15 protein-coding genes, 1 tRNA gene and 1 riboswitch are annotated in these 17,868 nt (G+C 72.1%); of the genes, 15 read left to right on the top strand and 1 reads right to left on the bottom strand.

The features are described 5' to 3' along the window. Positions 1-17: 17 nt before the first annotated feature. On the bottom strand, positions 18-818 hold the full coding sequence (locus tag RT054_RS03660) for a carbonic anhydrase (RefSeq protein ID WP_313022193.1): 801 nt from the start codon (positions 816-818) through the stop codon (positions 18-20). A 269-nt stretch (positions 819-1,087) separates the two neighbouring features. On the opposite strand from RT054_RS03660, the gene cmk reads away from it, so the two are divergent. From cmk to RT054_RS03585, 15 genes are all read left to right on the top strand, one after another. Continuing rightward, positions 1,088-1,978 (top strand): (d)CMP kinase, encoded by an 891-nt coding sequence (gene cmk / locus RT054_RS03655; RefSeq protein ID WP_313022192.1) that lies wholly within the window; start codon positions 1,088-1,090, stop codon positions 1,976-1,978. 4 nt (positions 1,979-1,982) lie between these two features. Then, positions 1,983-3,674, top strand: coding sequence for a ribosome biogenesis GTPase Der (gene der / locus RT054_RS03650; protein ID WP_313022191.1), 1,692 nt, complete (start codon positions 1,983-1,985; stop codon positions 3,672-3,674). 111 nt (positions 3,675-3,785) lie between these two features. Continuing rightward, a tRNA-Pro gene (locus RT054_RS03645) sits at positions 3,786-3,859 on the top strand. 269 nt (positions 3,860-4,128) lie between these two features. Beyond that, on the top strand, positions 4,129-5,004 hold the full coding sequence (locus RT054_RS03640; RefSeq protein WP_313022190.1) for a DUF881 domain-containing protein: 876 nt from the start codon (positions 4,129-4,131) through the stop codon (positions 5,002-5,004). Then, positions 5,001-5,333 (top strand): small basic family protein, encoded by a 333-nt coding sequence (locus RT054_RS03635; protein WP_312722763.1) that lies wholly within the window; start codon positions 5,001-5,003, stop codon positions 5,331-5,333. The genes RT054_RS03640 and RT054_RS03635 overlap by 4 nt, the downstream gene beginning before the upstream one ends. A gap of 2 nt (positions 5,334-5,335) precedes the next feature. Next, positions 5,336-6,175, top strand: coding sequence for a DUF881 domain-containing protein (locus RT054_RS03630; protein WP_313022189.1), 840 nt, complete (start codon positions 5,336-5,338; stop codon positions 6,173-6,175). Between the two features lie 41 nt (positions 6,176-6,216). Beyond that, the gene (gene gcvH, locus RT054_RS03625) at positions 6,217-6,606 is read left to right on the top strand and encodes a glycine cleavage system protein GcvH (RefSeq protein ID WP_312721549.1); all 390 of its coding nucleotides are present in this window, start codon (positions 6,217-6,219) and stop codon (positions 6,604-6,606) included. A 243-nt stretch (positions 6,607-6,849) separates the two neighbouring features. Continuing rightward, positions 6,850-7,248, top strand: coding sequence for an FHA domain-containing protein (locus RT054_RS03620; RefSeq protein ID WP_312721559.1), 399 nt, complete (start codon positions 6,850-6,852; stop codon positions 7,246-7,248). Further along, on the top strand, positions 7,248-7,988 hold the full coding sequence (locus RT054_RS03615; protein ID WP_312721547.1) for a MerR family transcriptional regulator: 741 nt from the start codon (positions 7,248-7,250) through the stop codon (positions 7,986-7,988). Before RT054_RS03620 ends, RT054_RS03615 begins: the two co-directional genes overlap by 1 nt. Positions 7,989-8,013: 25 nt before the next feature. Next, positions 8,014-8,574, top strand: coding sequence for a bifunctional nuclease family protein (locus tag RT054_RS03610; protein WP_313022188.1), 561 nt, complete (start codon positions 8,014-8,016; stop codon positions 8,572-8,574). Between the two features lie 145 nt (positions 8,575-8,719). Then, a complete protein-coding gene (locus RT054_RS03605) occupies positions 8,720-9,313 on the top strand; it encodes a MerR family transcriptional regulator (RefSeq protein ID WP_313022301.1) in 594 nt (197 codons plus the stop codon). Positions 9,314-9,531: 218 nt separating this feature from the next. Continuing rightward, positions 9,532-9,634: riboswitch (glycine riboswitch) on the top strand. Between the two features lie 97 nt (positions 9,635-9,731). Then, positions 9,732-12,605, top strand: coding sequence for an aminomethyl-transferring glycine dehydrogenase (gene gcvP / locus RT054_RS03600; RefSeq protein WP_313022187.1), 2,874 nt, complete (start codon positions 9,732-9,734; stop codon positions 12,603-12,605). A 118-nt stretch (positions 12,606-12,723) separates the two neighbouring features. Further along, on the top strand, positions 12,724-14,214 hold the full coding sequence (locus RT054_RS03595; RefSeq protein WP_313022300.1) for a glutamate-cysteine ligase family protein: 1,491 nt from the start codon (positions 12,724-12,726) through the stop codon (positions 14,212-14,214). Positions 14,215-14,364: 150 nt separating this feature from the next. Then, positions 14,365-15,594 carry a pyrophosphate--fructose-6-phosphate 1-phosphotransferase gene (locus RT054_RS03590; protein WP_313022186.1) on the top strand — a complete coding sequence of 410 codons (1,230 nt, stop codon included), beginning with the start codon at positions 14,365-14,367 and terminating at the stop codon, positions 15,592-15,594. 265 nt (positions 15,595-15,859) lie between these two features. Next, entirely contained in the window at positions 15,860-17,806 is a 1,947-nt protein-coding gene (locus RT054_RS03585) for an FG-GAP-like repeat-containing protein (RefSeq protein ID WP_313022185.1), read from the top strand. Positions 17,807-17,868 lie beyond the last annotated feature (62 nt).

Genomic DNA, 17,868 nt, shown 5'->3' with positions numbered 1-17,868 from the left:
CCGCCCCCCTGGCCGAGTCATCCGGCCTGGGTGGGGAGGGGTGGGGTGAGGGGGTCCCGCGTGGCTGCGACGACGGCGTCGTTCGCGGCCATCTCCTGAGCGGCGAGGGCTTCGCGGCGCCGCTCGGCCCGCGCAGCGTCCTGCCGGCCGCCACCCTCGAGGTCGGTGCCGGGGGTGAGGTCGCCGACCCAATCGAGCAACCGGACGGCGCCGTCGGTGAGGCGATAGGTGAGACCGACGAGGGCGACCCGGCCGTCATGGACGGCGTCGGCGAGGGCGGGGGAGCGGTCGAGCAGACCCCGCATGGTGCGGCGCACGTGCTCCTCCATGATCTCCCCGAGGCAGATCGTCCCCGTGTCGCGCGCGGCCTGAACCCCCGGCATCACGGCGTCGACGAGAGTGCCGACGTGACCGCCGGGCCTGATCCCGCTCTCCGCGGCGGCGATCGTCGCGGCGACACATCCACAGTCCTCGTGCCCGAGGACGGCGAGCAGGGGGGTGCCCACGTGGAGGACGCCGTACTCGAGCGACCCCAGGGCGACGTCGTCGACGACATGCCCGGCGGTGCGCACGACGAACAGATCCCCGAGGCCGCGATCGAACACGAGCTCGGGTGAGACCCGGGAGTCGGCGCACGAGAGCACGGCCGCGAAGGGGTGCTGCCCCGCGGTGAGGTCCTGGCGGCGCCAGTGACTCGCGTGCGGGTGTCGGGGTGTCCCGTCGACGAAGCGTGCATTGCCCGAGGCGAGGAGCCGCCAGGCGGCGGCGGGGGTCGGAGTGGCGGGGGCCGGCGTGGTGGGGGCCGTGGGGTCGGGCATGGGAGTCCTTGGGTCGTCGGACACCCCGTTGGCAGACGGGGTCTCGATCGGAGGGGGGGTCCGGGGGCGCCACGTCGGGTCCCGAGCGCCCGGCGGGGGGACCCGGAACGCGAGTGGTCGCCTCGCGGTCACCCCACCCATCGTCTGGCGAGGACCCGGTCTGAGACCGGCCCGGGGGCGGGAGGGGCGGCCGCGGTCGAGTGGGATGGGGCCGGGCGGACGGTCACGCACACGGGTCCCCGGACCGGGCGGACGCTAGGCTGCGCGACGTGAGCGCCATCGATGCCGCCGGAACTGCCGCCGGCCCACCAGCCCAGCCGTCCGACGACGAGCCCGCTGCGGAGACGGCGAGCTCGGCGACCACGCCGCTCACGGGGCCGACCTCGGTCGGCGAGGCGTCGACGGGGGAGTCCCCCCTGGGGTCGTCGGTGAACACACCCCGTTCGGTCGTCGTCGCCATCGACGGGCCCAGCGGCTCGGGCAAGTCGAGCGTGAGTCGCGCCGTCGCCACCCGCCTCGGCCTCGCCTATCTCGACACCGGCGCGATGTACCGTGCGCTCACCTGGTGGTGCCTCGCACGTGGCGTCGACCTCGACGACGAGGCGGCCGTCACCGCCGCCGCGCACGACTTCCCGCTCGTCATGGGCACCGACCCCGCCGACCCCCACGTGCGCGTCGGCGACACCGACGTCACCGCCGAGATCCGCACCACCCGCATCTCGGCCGCCGTGTCCGCCGTCGCGAGGCACCTGCCGACACGCGCGGTGCTCATCGCGACCCAGCGGGACTGGATCGACCGTTGCGCCGCGCAGGGCATCGTCGCCGAGGGGCGCGACATCACGAGCGTCGTCGCCCCGGACGCCGACGTGCGTCTCCTGCTCACCGCGAGCGAGGACGCCCGCCTCGCGCGACGGGCCAAGGAGGTCCACGGCGATGCGGGCGAGGCGGCGATCGCGACGACCCGGGACGAGGTCGTGCGCCGGGACCGGGACGACTCCGCCGTCACCTCCTTCCTCGAACCGAGCGACGGCGTGCGCCTTCTCGACACCTCCGACCTTGACTTCGAGGCCGTCGTCGCCGCGGTCGTCGCCGCCGTCGAGGCCGCGCGGACCTCCGGCGTGGACCGCCGCGACGCGCCCCTCGCCGATACGGGAGAATGAGCGAATGTCCGACGACGTGACCCGCCGCGAAGACCCCCGCACCGACACCGACCCGCTGCCCGACCCCGACACCCCCCGCGCCGACGTGCCCGGCGGGTCCGACGCTCGGCCCACCGCCGTGCGCGGCACCCCGGCCGGCGCGCCCGACGACGACGAGGTGGTCGGCGTGGACGGGGACGTCGAGGCGGCGGACGACGTCGATGACGAGTTCGACGACGAGCACGACGTCGAGATCGTCGTCACCCACCGCGACGGCGCCGGGGACGGTTCCCTCGAGCGGGTGCTGCGGGCGGGGCTGGACGAGTTCGACCTCGACGAGGACGACCTGGCCCTGCTCGAGGGCCGCACGCGCGACAGCGAGGACGACGACCCCTCGGACCGACCGGTCGTCGCCGTCATCGGGCGCCCGAACGTCGGCAAGTCGACCCTCGTCAACCGCATCCTCGGACGCCGTGAGGCGGTCGTCGAGGACGTCCCCGGCGTCACCCGCGACCGCGTCGCCTACGACGCCGAATGGACCGGCCGCCGGTTCACCCTCGTCGACACCGGCGGGTGGGAGATCGACGCCTCCGGCATCCACCTGCGCGTCGCCGAACAGGCCGAGGTCGCCATCGAACTCGCCGACGCCGTGATGTTCGTCGTCGACGCCACCGTCGGGGCGACCGACGACGACGAGGCCGTGGTGCGGCTCCTGCGCCGGTCGGGCAAGCCCGTCGTGCTCGTCGCCAACAAGGTCGACGACACCCGGGCGGAGTCCGACGCGGCGATGCTGTGGTCTCTCGGCCTCGGTGAGCCCCACCCCGTTTCGGCGCTCCACGGCCGCGGCAGTGGCGACATGCTCGACGCACTGCTCGCCGTCCTCCCGGAGAAGTCGGCGGTCGCCGGTGCGTACGCCCGCGGGGGGCCACGTCGCGTGGCCCTCGTCGGTCGCCCGAACGTCGGCAAGTCGAGCCTGCTCAACCAGCTCGCGGGGGAGGACCGGGTCGTCGTCGACGAGGTCGCCGGCACGACCCGCGACCCGGTCGACGAACTCGTCGAACTCGGGGGAAAGCAGTGGCGTTTCGTGGACACCGCAGGTATCCGACGTCGCGTCCACCAGACGCGCGGGGCCGACTTCTACGCCTCCCTGCGTACCCGCACGGCCCTCGAGAAGGCCGAGGTGGGCGTCGTCCTCATCGACGCGGGGGAGCCGATCAGCGAGCAGGACGTCCGCGTCGTGCAGCAGGTCGTCGACTCCGGTCGCGCCCTCGTCATGGCCTACAACAAGTGGGACACCCTCGACGAGGAGCGTCGCTACTACCTCGAGCGCGAGATCGAGCGGGAGTTCGTGCAGGTCCCCTGGGCTCCGCGGGTCAACATCTCCGCGCGCACGGGTCGTCACATGGACCGCCTCGTGCCGGCCCTGGAGACCTCGCTCGACAGTTGGGACACCCGCATTCCGACCTCCCGTCTCAACGCGTTCCTCGGCGAGATCGTCGCGGCGCACCCGCACCCCGTCCGCGGTGGCAAGCAGCCGCGCATCCTCTTCGGTACGCAGGCGAGCACGAGGCCCCCGCGGTTCGTCCTCTTCGCCTCCGGCTTCCTCGAGGCGGGCTACCGCCGGTTCATCGAGCGCCGCCTGCGAGAGGTGTTCGGGTTCACCGGCTCTCCGGTCGAGATCTCCGTCCGGGTGCGGGAGAAGCGGCGGCGCTCCTGACCTCGCCCGACCCTTCCCCGCCCGGCCCGGGAGCTGATTGGGCAACGGGGAGGGGGGTGCGCTAAGGTGACGTGTCGTTCACGCCAGTGAGCGACAAGCCCGCACGGGCTCCGGGACGTGGCGCAGCTTGGTAGCGCACTTGACTGGGGGTCAAGGGGTCGCAGGTTCAAATCCTGTCGTCCCGACCGAGAGGTCGAGGCAGAGGCCGTCTCCGATTCGTCGGAGGCGGCCTTCGTCGTGCCCCGGGTGGCGCTCGAGGACGCGCCGACCTCACTCCTAAGGTGGGGACATGGTGCGGAAGAGGCGAGGGGGTGAGGAGGTCGTGGCGGAGTCCGTGAACGAGGAGAAGGCGGACGCCACGACGGCGACGTCGTCGACGCCCGGATCCGGGGCGGGGGCGGGGGCCTCGCCCTCCCCGACGAGGCCCGCGCCACCCCGGCGGCCGGATGCGTCGATGTCGCTTCTCACCGAGACGATGGAACGGCCCCTCGACCCCTCCTACGCCGCCGCGGCGGCGGCCCGACAGGCCCGGGGGGAGGCGCCGAGGCGGCGTCCCTGGAACACCCCCGTCGTCGGTGTGGTGGCCGTGCTCACCGGGGTTCTCTTCGCGACCTCCGGCCTCGCGTTCGCCCGCGCCGAGGAGGGACGCACCGATCGCGCCGACCTCATCGCTCGCATCGAGCGACGCCAGCAGGAGGCCGACGCCGCGGCCACCCACAACGCGGCTCTCGAGGCGCAGCTGCGGGCGCTCGAGTCCGGCGCCGTGGCGTCCGGTCCGCAGGGGACACGGTTGGAGGAGGTCCGCGCAGCCGCGGGTGCGACCGCGGTCGAGGGCCCCGGCCTGCGCATCACCCTCGACGACGCACCCGGGCTCGGGCCCGTCGGCGGGGGAGGGCCCCGCGGAGATGCCGCGGAGGAGGGCGGCCGTATCGTCTACCGCGACCTGCAGCAGGTCACCAACGAACTGTGGGCCTCCGGCGCCGAGGGGGTCGCGATCAACGGGCACCGGCTGACCTCGACCACGGCGATCCGCTTCGCGGGCGACGCCGTCCTCGTCGGCTTCCGGCCCCTCGCCCGGCCCTACGTCATCGACGCGATCATGGGCCGAGCCGAACAGGCGCGGTTCACCGGGGGCGCCGGCGGGCGCTACCTCGACGAACTCCGCACGGCGTACTCCCTCGTCGCCGACGTCCGGGCGCCGAGCTCGCTGACGTTGCCGCCCGCCGACACCACCCAGCTCCGGTACGCCAGGCTCCCCGGGGGCGGCGGCGCTCCCGGCGCGACCTCGGCACCGTCACCGGGGACCACCCCCGAGAAGGAGAACGGATGATCCCGCTCATCGGCCTCGTCGTCGGCATCGTCCTCGGCATCGTGTTCCAGCCGAGCGTCCCCGCCCTGCTCCAGCCCTACCTGCCCATCGCGGTGGTCGCCGCGCTGGATGCCGTCTTCGGAGGCCTCCGTGCGAGCCTCGACGGGATCTTCGACGACAAGGTCTTCGTCGTGTCGTTCCTCTCCAACGTCGTCGTCGCCGCGCTCATCGTCTACCTCGGCGACCAGCTCGGGGTCGGGGCGCAGCTGTCGACCGGTGTCATCGTCGTCCTCGGCATCCGGATCTTCTCCAACGTCGCCGCCATCCGACGCCACCTGTTCAAGGCGTGACGATGAGTCCTGCGACGCCCCCCACCGACGGCGCCCCCGACGCGACGCCCACCGAGACGACGCCCACCGAGACGACACCCACATCGGCGATCGCGGGCCACGGCGGGACTCCCGGCGAGGACCGCCCGCGACGGGGTCTGCTGCGGCTGCGACCGACCCGGGCCTCGGTCCTGGCCGGGGTACTCACCCTCGCCCTCGGCCTGGGGCTCTCGGCCCAGATCCACCAGACCCGCGACACGGGCCTGGACTCCCTGCGTGAGGCCGAGCTCGTCGGCATCCTCGACGGCGTCACCGCCCGAGCCGACCGCCTCGCGCAGGAGTCCCGGGACCTCGAGGCCGAGCAGGCGCGCCTCGCCGACGGCGCCGACAGCGCCGAGGCCGAACGCCGCGCGCGTGAACGTCTCGCCGACCTCGGCATCCTCGCCGGCACCGTCCCCGCCGAGGGGCCCGGGGTGCGGATCACCCTCACCGGCGGGTCCGACTCCCTCACCGCGGCCTCGATCCTCGACCTCGTGCAGGAGCTGCGCGACGCGGGCGCCGAGGCCATCCAGATCGACGACGTGCGGGTGGTCGCCTCGAGCAGCTTCGTCGACTCCGACGGCCGCATCCTCGTCGACGGCCGGCCCCTCACCCTGCCGCTGACCGTCGTGGCGATCGGGGACGGCCGCACGCTCGCCTCGGCCCTCGCCATCCCCGGTGGCGTCGAGGAGTCGACGCGCCAGGCGGGCGCACGCATCGAGGTCCAGCAGTCCCCGCGTGTCGTCGTGAAGGCGTTGCACCCCGCGAGCAGCCACCGATACGCTCGTCCAGTGGGCACGCCCGAGGGGTCGTCCACGCCCTGACCTGGGCCCTCGCCCCTCGACACCGACGACGAAGGAGAGTCATGAGCGACCTGGAGTACCCGCAGGAACTGCGCTACACGGCGGAGCACGAGTGGGTGCGCACCGGCAACGACGACGTCGTGCGGGTCGGCATCACCTCCTACGCCCAGGACGCCCTCGGCGACGTCGTCTACGTCGACCTCCCCTCCGTCGGCGACGAGGTGAGTGCCGGCGACACCTGCGGCGAGATCGAGTCCACGAAGTCCGTCAGCGACCTCTTCAGCCCCCTCACCGGTGAGGTCGTCGCCGTCAACGAGAGCCTCGAGTCGGCTTCGGAGATGGTCAACAGCGACCCGTACGGCGAAGGGTGGATGTTCGAGATGAAGGTCGCCGATCCGGGCCAGCTCGAGTCGCTCATGGACGCCGACGCCTACGTCGAGGGCCTCGACTGAGCGAGTGCGGCGCCTCCGACGCCCATCCCGGCCGGGGTGGGCGTCGGCGTCTCCACCGGGCGTGGGACGCCGCTTGCCGGGGTCCGTCCACCGACCGACATCCCTGGTGGACGTATGCATTCGAGAAAGGATCGACCCGTACTCTAGGGTGGGATGTCTGCGAATTGAGAGGACAGGTGAATCGACGTGACCGACGCGAACCCCGGCCAGGGGCAGGAACCGCCGCGCACCGGACCCGCGACGATGCGATTCACAGGGGTGCCGGAGACGGAACTCCCGGCGGACGCCGACGTGCGTCTCTCCGTCGACGACACCTCGACGATCGACGCCCTCCGTCCCGGCACCGCGCTGCTGCTCGTCCTGCGCGGGCCCAACACGGGTGCGCGGTTCCTCCTCGACTCGGCGATGACGACGACCGGCCGTCACCCCGACAGCGACATCTTCCTCGACGACGTCACCGTCTCGCGCAAGCATGCGGTGTTCGAGCAGGAGGGCGAGACGTTCGTCGTGCGCGACGTCGGTTCGCTCAACGGCACCTACGTCAACCGGGAACGGATCGACTCCGCCGTGCTCCGTGCCGGGGACGAGGTGCAGATCGGCAAGTTCCGGCTCGTGTTCCACACCCCGCGCCCCTCGGCCTGATGGCCGACGCCGCTCGATCCGACGTCGCGCGTGCGCCCCGAGCGGGCTCGCGGCGCAACATCGGCGCCGTGCTCGAGACCCTGCGCGACGAGTTCCCGGACGTGACGATCTCGAAGATCAGGTTCCTCGAGTCCGAAGGGCTCGTCTCGCCCGAACGCACCCCGTCGGGATACCGCTCGTTCTCCGACGAGGATGTCGAACGACTCCGGTTCGTGCTCACCGCGCAGCGCGACCGGTTCTGGCCGCTGCGGGTGATCCGAGAGGCTCTCGACGCCCGTGACCGCGGCCTGGAGGTGTCGCTCGACGACCCCGGCATGCAGGCCGCCGGCCCACGGATGCCGCAGGTGCCGGTCGACCCCGACGTGCCGACGGCGCAGGAACTCGCCCGCACCGAGGACACGTTGCGACTCACGCGCGCCGAGATCGGCAAGGCGGCCGGCCTCGATGCGGCGACTCTGGAGGCTCTCGTCACCTACGGGTTGCTCACCCCGGACGCCGACGGGCATTTCGACGCCCGCGCGCTGCAGGTGGCCCGAGCGGCGGCCGGCCTCGCGGCCTACGGGCTCGAACCGCGCCACCTGCGACCGTTCCGCACGGCCGCCGAGCGGGAGATCGGGCTCGTCGATCAGATCTCGGCACCCGCTCGTCGTCGTTCGACGGAGTCGGCCCGTCAGGTCACGGCCGACGTGCTGCACCACTGCCTCGCGCTCCACACCGCCTTGGTCAAAGCGGGACTCTGAGCGCCGGATCCCCTAGCGTAGAGGGGTGATCGATGTCGACGTCCTCGGTGTTCGCGTGGAGATGCCCACGAACAACCCCATCGTGCTCCTGCGGGAGCGGGGCGGTGACCGGTACCTGCCGGTGTGGATCGGCGCGGCGGAGGCCGCGGCCATCGCCTATGCGCAGCAGGGTGTCGTGCCGCCGCGCCCGCTGACCCACGACCTCATGGTCTCGGTCGTCGCCGCGCTCGGGCACGAGCTCGAGGAGGCGCAGATCGTCGAGATGCGCGACCAGGTGTTCTACGCCGTGCTGCACTTCAGCGGCGGGGTCGAGGTGCCCTCCCGTACCTCCGACGCCGTGGCGCTGGCACTTCGGGTGGACGCGCCGATCCGCGTCGCCGAGGCCGTCATGGACGAGGCGGGCGTGCTCGTCGACGCCGACGACGAGGACGAGGAGGTCGAGAAGTTCCGCGAGTTCCTCGACCAGGTGTCGGCCGAGGACTTCCTCGCCGAGGGGCCGGACTCACCGGACTCACCGGGCTCGCCCGGATCCGCCCCCGACGACGAGGGCCCGCAGGGCGGACCGCCCGGTCGGGAAAACGGGTGACGCGCCGGAGCGGATCGTTGGTCGGGGCCCTCGGGGGCCCGTACCATCGAGGGAGCCGGTGGACCGACGCGGAGGCGCGGGCGGCCCGGCGAGTCGCTCGAGAGGGAGGGACCGCGTGAACCCCACGGACCACGGTGCGCCGAGCATGTCCGCCGTCCCCGCGTTGCCGGGCACCCAGGGCGTGCTGTTCACCCCGGAGGACGCGATCGGCGACGACCAGGGCTTCCGTGGTCCGATCGCCTGCCGCGCCGCCGGCATCACCTATCGACAGCTCGACTACTGGGCCCGCACCGGCCTCGTCGAGCCGTCCCTGCGCTCGGCCACGGGATCGGGCACGCAGCGGCTCTACAGCTTCCGTGACGTGCTCGTGCTCAAGGTCGTCAAGCGGCTGCTCGAGACCGGCGTCACCCTCCAGCAGATCCGCGTCGCCGTCTCGACCCTGCGTGAGCGCGGCGTCGAGGACCTCGCGCAGATCACCCTCATGAGCGACGGCGCCACGGTCTACGAGTGCACCTCGAACGACGAGGTCATCGACCTCCTCCAGGGCGGCCAGGGCGTCTTCGGCATCGCCGTCGGGCGCGTGTGGCGTGAGGTCGAGGGCGACCTCGCCCACCTCCCCACCGAGCGCCTCGGCGAGGACGGCGAGGCCCTCGAGGAGGCCGAGGCCTCCACGCCCGGAGCCACCGGCGAGGTCGACGAGCTCAGCGCCCGCCGCCGCGCCCGGCGCAGGACGGGCTGATCTCGGCCCGGCCCATCGGCCGCGAGTTCCCTCCACCGGCGAGTCCACCCCGAGCGGGGCGGGCTCGCCGTCGTCGTGTGGCCACGGCGTCCTCAGTGGCCTGCGTGTTCGTGCAGCCACGGGTCCCGTGGGGTCGTGCGGGCCGCGGTCCCCGGGCGCCCCGGAGCCCGGGGAAGGCCTCGGGCGCCCTCGCCCGCGGTGTTAATCTGCGAGGGCTGCATGCTCGCGCGCGAGAGTCCGCCGGTCGCCTTCGGGCCTTCGGTGGCGCCGAAGGGGCAACACTCCCCGGAACCTCTCAGGCACCAGGAGCGCGTGAGATCGGCACCGTGGAAGCCGCCGTCGTGACCTCGTCGGTGGTGACACGTGGGGAGGTCGCCACCGGCGGCACCGTCCGTCACCGCCCCACAGGAGGTCATCGATGACCCAGCCCGTTCCCCCGGCATTCGCCGAGCGTCACATCGGTCCCGGCGACGCGGAGACCACGCGGATGCTCGAGGTCGTGGGTCAGGACAGCCTCGACGCCCTGATCGATGCGGCGATCCCGGCCGGCATCCGCGACGCCGACGCCCTCGCGATCGAGGCCGCCCCCAGCGAGCAGGCGGTCATCGCCGAGCTCCGCGAGATCGCCGCGCGCAACACCGTGCTCACCTCGATGATCGGCCTCGGCTGCTACGGGACGCACACCCCGCCGGTCGTCAAGCGCAACATCCTCGAGAACCCCGCGTGGTACACGGCGTACACGCCCTACCAGCCCGAGATCTCCCAGGGTCGCCTCGAGGCCCTCCTCAACTTCCAGACCGTCGTCTCCGACCTCACCGGGCTCGACGTCGCCAACGCCTCGATGCTCGACGAGGGCACCGCGGCGGCCGAGGCGATGACCCTCATGCGTCGCGCCGCCAAGGCCAAGGAGGGCGCAGTCCTCGTCCTGGACCGGGCGCTGCTGCCGCAGACGATCGGGGTCATCGAGACCCGCGCGCGGGCGCTGCGCATCGAGTGCGTCACGCTCGACCTCGACGGCGTCGACTCCGCGGACGCCCTGAGCTTCGCCGTCGACGGCAAGCCCGTGTTCGGCGTCATCGTCCAGTACCCCGGCAAGGACGGGCAGGTCCGCGACTTCCGCGCCGTCGCCGACGTCGTCCACGGTCTCGGCGGTCTCGTCACCGCCGCCGCCGACCTCCTCGCCCTCACCCTGCTCGCCGAGCCCGCCTCCTGGGGCGCCGACATCGCGGTCGGGACCTCGCAGCGGTTCGGGGTGCCGATGGGCTTCGGCGGTCCGCACGCCGGCTACCTCGCCGTGCGCCAGAAGCTGTCCCGCACGATGCCCGGCCGCCTCGTCGGCGTGAGCGTCGACGCGGAGGGCACTCCCGCCTACCGGCTCGCGCTCCAGACCCGTGAGCAGCACATCCGTCGGGAGAAGGCGACGAGCAACATCTGCACCGCGCAGGTCCTCCTCGCCGTGATGGCCTCGATGTACGCGGTGTGGCACGGACCGGTCGGGCTCCGCGACATCGCCGTGCGGGCCCACTCCCACGCCGCCGCCCTCGCCGAGGCGCTGCGCGCCGGGGGAGTCGAGGTCACGACGACGCGCTTCGTCGACACGATCACGGTGTCGGTGCCGGGCGCCGCCCGCGACATCCTCGCCAAGGCCCTCGACGGCGGGGTCAACCTCTGCCTCGTCGACGACGACACCCTCTCGATCAGCACCGACGAGACGACGGTCGCCGACCACGTCCGTCTCGTGTGCGAGGCGTTCGGCGTCGAGGCCCCGGCGCAGGTCGAGACCGTGGAACCCGACTTCGGCGATCTCGCCCGCACCTCGGAGTACCTCACCCACCCGGTGTTCCACGCCTACCGCAGCGAGACCGCGATGCTGCGCTACCTGCGCCGTCTCGCCGACCGCGACTACGCCCTCGACCGCGGCATGATCCCGCTGGGCTCGTGCACGATGAAGCTCAACGCGACCACCGAGATGGAGGCCATCACCTGGCCGGAGTTCGCGAACCTGCACCCGTTCGCCCCCGCCGAGCAGACCCGCGGCATCCGCGACCTCGCCGCCCAGCTGTCCGCGTGGCTCGTCGAGATCACCGGGTACGACGAGGTCTCCCTCCAGCCCAACGCCGGCTCCCAGGGTGAGCTCGCGGGGCTCATGGCGATCCGCGCCTACCACGAGGCCAACGGTGACCACGAGCGCGACGTGTGTCTCATCCCGAGCAGCGCGCACGGCACGAACGCCGCGAGCGCGGCGATGGCCGGTCTCAAGGTCGTCGTCGTCGCCTCCGCCGCCGACGGCTCGGTCGACATGGACGACCTACGCGCCAAGATCGCGACGCACGGCGAGCGCCTCGCCGGGATCATGGTGACCTACCCCTCGACACACGGCGTGTACGAGGACACGATCACCGAGCTGTGCGAGCTCGTGCACGAGGCCGGTGGCCAGGTGTACGTCGACGGCGCCAACATGAACGCCCTCGTGGGGGTGGCCCGTCCCGGTCGCTTCGGTGCGGACGTGAGCCACCTCAACCTCCACAAGACGTTCTGCATCCCGCACGGCGGCGGTGGGCCCGGCGTCGGCCCCGTCGGTGTCCGCGCGCACCTCGCGCCCCACCTGCCCAACCACCCGCTCGCCGCCGAGGCGGGCCCGGAGTCGGGGGTCGGTCCGATCTCCGCCGCCCCGTTCGGCTCGGCGAGCATCCTGCCGATCAGCTGGGCCTACATCCGCCTCATGGGCGGTACAGGCCTGACGGCGGCGACCGAGATGGCCGTGCTCAACGCCAACTACATCGCCGCCCGGCTGGGGGAGCACTACCCGGTGCTCTACGCCGGCGAGAACGGCCTCGTCGCGCACGAGTGCATCCTCGACGTGCGCGAGATCACCAAGGTGAGTGGCGTCACGGTCGACGACGTGGCCAAGCGCCTCATCGACTACGGCTTCCACGCCCCGACGATGAGCTTCCCGGTCGCGGGCACCCTCATGGTGGAGCCGACCGAGAGCGAGGATCTCGGTGAGATCGATCGGTTCTGCGACGCGATGATCGCGATCCGCGCCGAGATCCAGGAGGTCATGGACGGCACGGTCGAGGTCGAGGACAGCGTGCTGCGGGGTGCCCCGCACACCGCCCACTGTCTGGCCGGGAGCTGGGACGTCGAGTACGACCGCATGACCGCCGCCTACCCGGCCGGGGTCGACCCGCGCGCCAAGTACTGGCCGCCGGTGCGTCGCATCGACGGGGCGCACGGTGACCGGAATCTCATCTGCTCCTGCCCGCCGCCGGAGGCGCTCGAGGAGGACTGAGCCACCGCCTCGGGGTGCCGCGACACCCCGAGGGCGACGTCCGGCCCCGGGCGCGCACTGCGCGCGCCCGGGGTCGTACTGTGTGCTCCACCGGTCTCCGAGCGAACGGATGAGTGCCATGGGGCGGGAGGTCAGCAGCGGCGAGTGGAGCAATGCTCAACGCCAGCAGTACCGAGAGAAGGTCCGGCAGAACCTCGACGTGTTCGAGCGGATGCTGGCGGTGACGAGCTTCGACCCCGGGCGCTTCATGACGGGGATGGAGATGGAGTTCTCCCTCGTCGGAGAGGACCTCGAGCCCGCGTTCCGCAATGCCGAGGTCCTCGAGGCCATTGGCGACGAGTCGTTCGTGCACGAGTTGGCCCGGTTCAACATCGAGGTCAACGTCAACCCGCGCTCCCTCGAGCGCGACGGGCTCCTCACCCTGGAGAAGGACGTGTGGGAGGCCCTCGCCGGCGCCCGCGCGGCCGCGGCCTCGGTGGGCACGCGCCTCGCGATGATCGGCATCCTGCCGACGATCCTCTCCCACCACGTCACGGACCGGGGGTGGATGAGCGCGCCCAAGCGGTACTCCGCGCTCAACGACGCGATCATGCGGGCCCGCGGCGAGGACATGTTCATCGACATCAGCGGTCCCTCGGGGGAGCGGGTGACGATGTACGCCGACTCCATCGGGCCGGAGGCCGCCTGCACGTCCATGCAGCTACACCTCCAGGTCGCCCCGGCGGACTTCGCGGCCTACTGGAACGCGGCGCAGGCTCTCGCCGGACCCCAGCTCGCCCTCGCCGCCAACTCCCCGTTCTTCGCGGGCAAGATGCTGTGGCACGAGACCCGCATCCCGTTGTTCACCCAGGCGACCGACACCCGGTCGATCGAGTACGTCAATCAGGGGGTGCGTGCGCGCGTCGACTTCGGCGACCGGTGGATCACCTCGATCTTCGACCTGTTCGAGGACAACGTGCGGTACTTCCCCGCGTTGCTTCCCGAGCTCGGCGACGAGGACCCGGTGGCGGTGCTCGAGAGCGGTCAGCCACCCGAGCTGGCCGAACTGCGCCTGCACAACGGCACGATCTACCGGTGGAACCGCCCGATCTACGACACCGGCGGCGGCAAGCCGCACCTGAGGGTCGAGAACCGCACGCTGCCCGCCGGGCCCACGGTCACCGACGTGCTCGCCAACGCCGCGTTCTACTACGGACTGCTCGTCCACCTCGCCAACGAGGACCGGCCGGTGTGGACGCAGATGAGCTTCTCCGCCGCGAACACGAACTTCCGCCACGGCGCCCGCGACGGGATGTCGGCGCGGCTGTACTGGCCGGGGTACTCCTCCATCGCCCCCGACGAGCTCACGCTCCGGCACCTGCTCCCGCTCGCGGAGCAGGGCTTGGCGCGGCTGGGCGTGGACCGGACGGTGCGGGACACTTACCTGCAGGTCATCGAGGGCCGTGCCATCTCCCGGCAGAACGGCGCCTCCTGGCAGATCGACACGGTGTACGCGCTGGAGGAGTCGGGGCTCGACCGGGCCCACGCGCTGCGGCGGATGCTCGAGCTGTACCTCGACCTCAGCGAGGCGGGCGATCCCGTGCACACGTGGGAGGTTCCGCGCCTCTGAGTCCGGGCCTCGGAGAGGGGCCCGGACCTTCATCGGGACCTGCGACCCCCGGGCGCGCCTTCGCGGATCCGCGGGGTCCGTCGGCCGATAGGCTGGGCGCGATCCGCATCCACGTGCGGGGACACGACCGTCCGAGCTGGGAGAAATGGTATGGCTGTTCGTCGCGTAGCCCTGTTGACCGCGGGTGGCTTCGCCCCGTGCCTGTCGTCGGCCGTCGGTGGCCTCATCGAGCGCTATACGCAGATCGCGCCCGACATCGAGATCATCGCCTACAAGCACGGCTACCAGGGCCTGCTCACCGGCGACTACGTCACCGTCGACGCGGGTGTGCGCGAGAAGGCGCACCTGCTGCACAAGTACGGCGGGTCGCCGATCGGCAACTCTCGCGTCAAGCTCACGAACGCGAAGGACCTCGTCACGCGTGGCCTCGTGCCCGAGGGCGTGGACCCGCTGGAGTTCGCCGCCGAGCGCCTCACCGAGGACGGCGTCGACGTCCTGCACACCATCGGCGGTGACGACACGAACACCACCGCCGCCGACCTCGCGGCGCACCTCGAGAAGACCGGCCACCATCTCGTCGTCGTGGGCCTCCCCAAGACCATCGACAACGACATCGTGCCGATCCGCCAGTCGCTCGGGGCGATGACCGCCGCCGAGCAGGCCTCGCAGTTCGCGCAGAACGTCGTCGCCGAGCACAACTCTGGATCGCGGATGCTCATCATCCACGAGGTCATGGGCCGCAACTGCGGCTGGCTGACCGCGGCGGCCGCGCGGGAGTACCGGGCCTGGCTGGACGAGCAGGAGTGGCTGCCCGAGATCGGCCTGTCCCGGGAGGCGTGGGACGTGCACGGCGTCTACGTTCCCGAGGTCGAGATCCACATCGACGCGGAGGCGGAGCGACTCAAGACGGTCATGGACACCGTCGGCAACGTGACGATCTTCCTCTCCGAGGGCGCGGGCGTCTCCGACATCGTCGACCTCATGGAGCGCAACGGTGAGGAGGTGCCGCGCGACGCGTTCGGTCACGTCCGTCTCAACGAGATCAACCCCGGCGCGTGGTTCGGCAAGCAGTTCGCGGAGAAGCTCGGGGCCGAGAAGGTCCTCGTGCAGAAGTCGGGGTACTTCTCCCGGTCAGCCCCGGCCAACGACGCGGACCTGCGGCTCATCGCCGAGATGACGACGATGGCCGTCGACAGCGCCCTCGAGGGCACCCCCGGCGTCGTCGGGAACGACGAGGACCGCGACGACGAACTGCGTGTCATCGAGTTCGACCGCATCGCCGGTCACAAGCCGTTCGACTACCACCAGCAGTGGTACGTCGACATGCTCAAGGACATCGGTCAGGGCTGGCCCGAGGGGCAGCACCCGGGCGGTCAGTGACGCGGTAGCGACCCCGAAGGGGCCGGAGTTCGCAAGCAGGACAAGCGGACTTCGGCCCCTTCGTCATGCCCGGCGGCGGCCGGGTGAACCGAGGGTGGGCGATCGGCATCTGAGCCAAAGGTCTCAGTTCGGTATCGGCCGGGTCGATAGGGGCGGCGGGTCCGCTGCCGCCGAACGTGAGCGCGGCGACGGACTCGGGGGGCCCGGATGCGCCGCGGGATCGCGGTGACGTGCATCGAAGTCGACTACGGAAAGAGTCCTGCCCGTGCGTTTGCGACGACTGTCCACCCTGACCGCGGCCACGCTCCTGGCCCCAGCCCTCATCGCCCTCCCCGCCCACGGTGAGCCCGCCCCCACCCCCGTCGAGACGACGCAGGAGGCCGCGCCGCTCGTCGACCCGGCCGACCCCAAGGTCGGCGACGGCGACTACGCCTCCGACGGCGATCTCGTCCTCGCGAAGGCGACGACGCCGGACGTCGCCAAGAGCCCCGACCTGGAGGTGCTCGGCGCCACGGGCCGTCAAGCCGTCGACGAGAACCTCGCGGTCGTCGGCGTCACCTGGGACGGTGCCGCGCCGCTCGCCGTGCAGTACCGCACGGAGGACGCCAAGGGCTGGAGCACGTGGCAGGGCATCGACACCGACTCCGACGCGGACGTCGAGGTCGGCGGGGCCGCCGGCCGCACGCGCAGCGGCTCCGACGCGATCGTCCTCACCGGGGTGAAGGCCGTGCAGGCCCGCATCCTCGGCGCGGCGGGGGACAAGCCCCGCAATCCGTCGCTGTCGGTCATCGACCCCGGTCAGGGGGAGGCCGACGCCAACACCGGCACCTCCGCGGGGGCCGCTCAGGCTGCGGCCTCACGTCCCACGATCCGCACCCGCGCGCAGTGGGGTGCGAACGAGTCCATCCGTCGTGGCTCACCGTCCTACGGCCAGGTCCGCGGGGCGATCGTCCACCACACCGCCGGTACGAACAACTACAGCCCGAGCCAGGTGCCCGCGATCCTTCGCGGCATCTACGCCTTCCACGTGAAGGACCGCGGCTGGGGGGACATCGGTTACAACTTCCTCGTCGACAAGTGGGGACGGGTGTGGGAGGGCCGCTACGGCGGCACGGACAGGGCACTCATCGGTGCGCAGGCCAGCGGGTTCAACAGCGTGACGATGGGCATCTCGGTCATGGGCGACTACCGCCACGTCCAGCCGAGTTCCGCGGCGATCGACGCGGTGACGCGGACGATCGCGTGGAAGGCCTCGGTCCACGGCTTCGACCCGCGCGGCCGGTTCAGCTACAGGGGCGGCACCTACCGCAACGTGAGCGGCCACAAGGACGTCGGCCAGACGACGTGCCCCGGCCTCATCTACGGCTACCTGCCGAGCATGGCCACCCGCGCCGCCTCGCTCATGCGGTCCTCCTCGGTCGGGCACGGAGGATCCGGACACTCGGGCGGCGTCGCCGGGCCCTCGGTCTCCCCGCCCGCCGCCGGGGCGGTCACGGCCTCGGACGCGATGATGCTCGGCACGACCGGACGCCTCTACGCCGTCGGCCCGAAGGGCTCGAACGACATCACGTACGCGCGGTCGATCGACACGGCCAACTGGGGGAACTACGGCACGATCATCGCGACGCAGGACGTCACCGGCGATCGTCTGCCCGACCTGCTTACCCTCGACCGCCGCAACGGTCGTCTCCACATCCGCCCCGGGACGACGAAGGGCGTCACCTCGGCCCGGCTCGTCGGCAGCGGATTCGGCGGGATGAGCCAGATCCTCACGCCCGGCGATTGGAACGGCAACGGCTACGCCGACCTCATCGCGATCCGCCGCTCCGACGGGGCGATGTACCTCTACCCGGGTAAGCGCGGCGGTGGGTTCTCCTCGGGCAAGCGGATCGGTACCGCCTGGAACGTGTACCCCCACGTGGCCGCCGTCGGGGACTGGAGCGGCGACGGCAAGCCCGACCTCCTCGGCGTCGACGCCAAGGGGCGCGCGGTCCTCCACCTCGGCGACGGCAAGGGCGGGTTCGTCCGCGGCGGCAAGCGTCCGCAGGGCACCGTCAGCGGCTACGCGCGGTTCGTCGGCATGACCGGCTCCGGTCGTGTCCTCGCGATCCGCCCGAACGGCTCCGCCGCCGTCCTGCGCCCCGGACGGTCGGGCATCGCGGCGACCAACGTGTCGCCCACCTTCCGCGGACTGACGGTCTTCCCCGGCTGACCGGGCCGGCTGGCGCGCGGACCCTGCCACCTCCACCCGTGCCTCTCGCCATACGAGCCGTG

The organism is Mobilicoccus sp. (genome assembly GCF_032060985.1).
Lineage (GTDB): Bacteria > Actinomycetota > Actinomycetes > Actinomycetales > Dermatophilaceae > Mobilicoccus.
The sequence above is the reverse complement of the archived record's forward strand: the minus strand, read 5'-3'. Positions and strand labels throughout refer to the sequence as shown.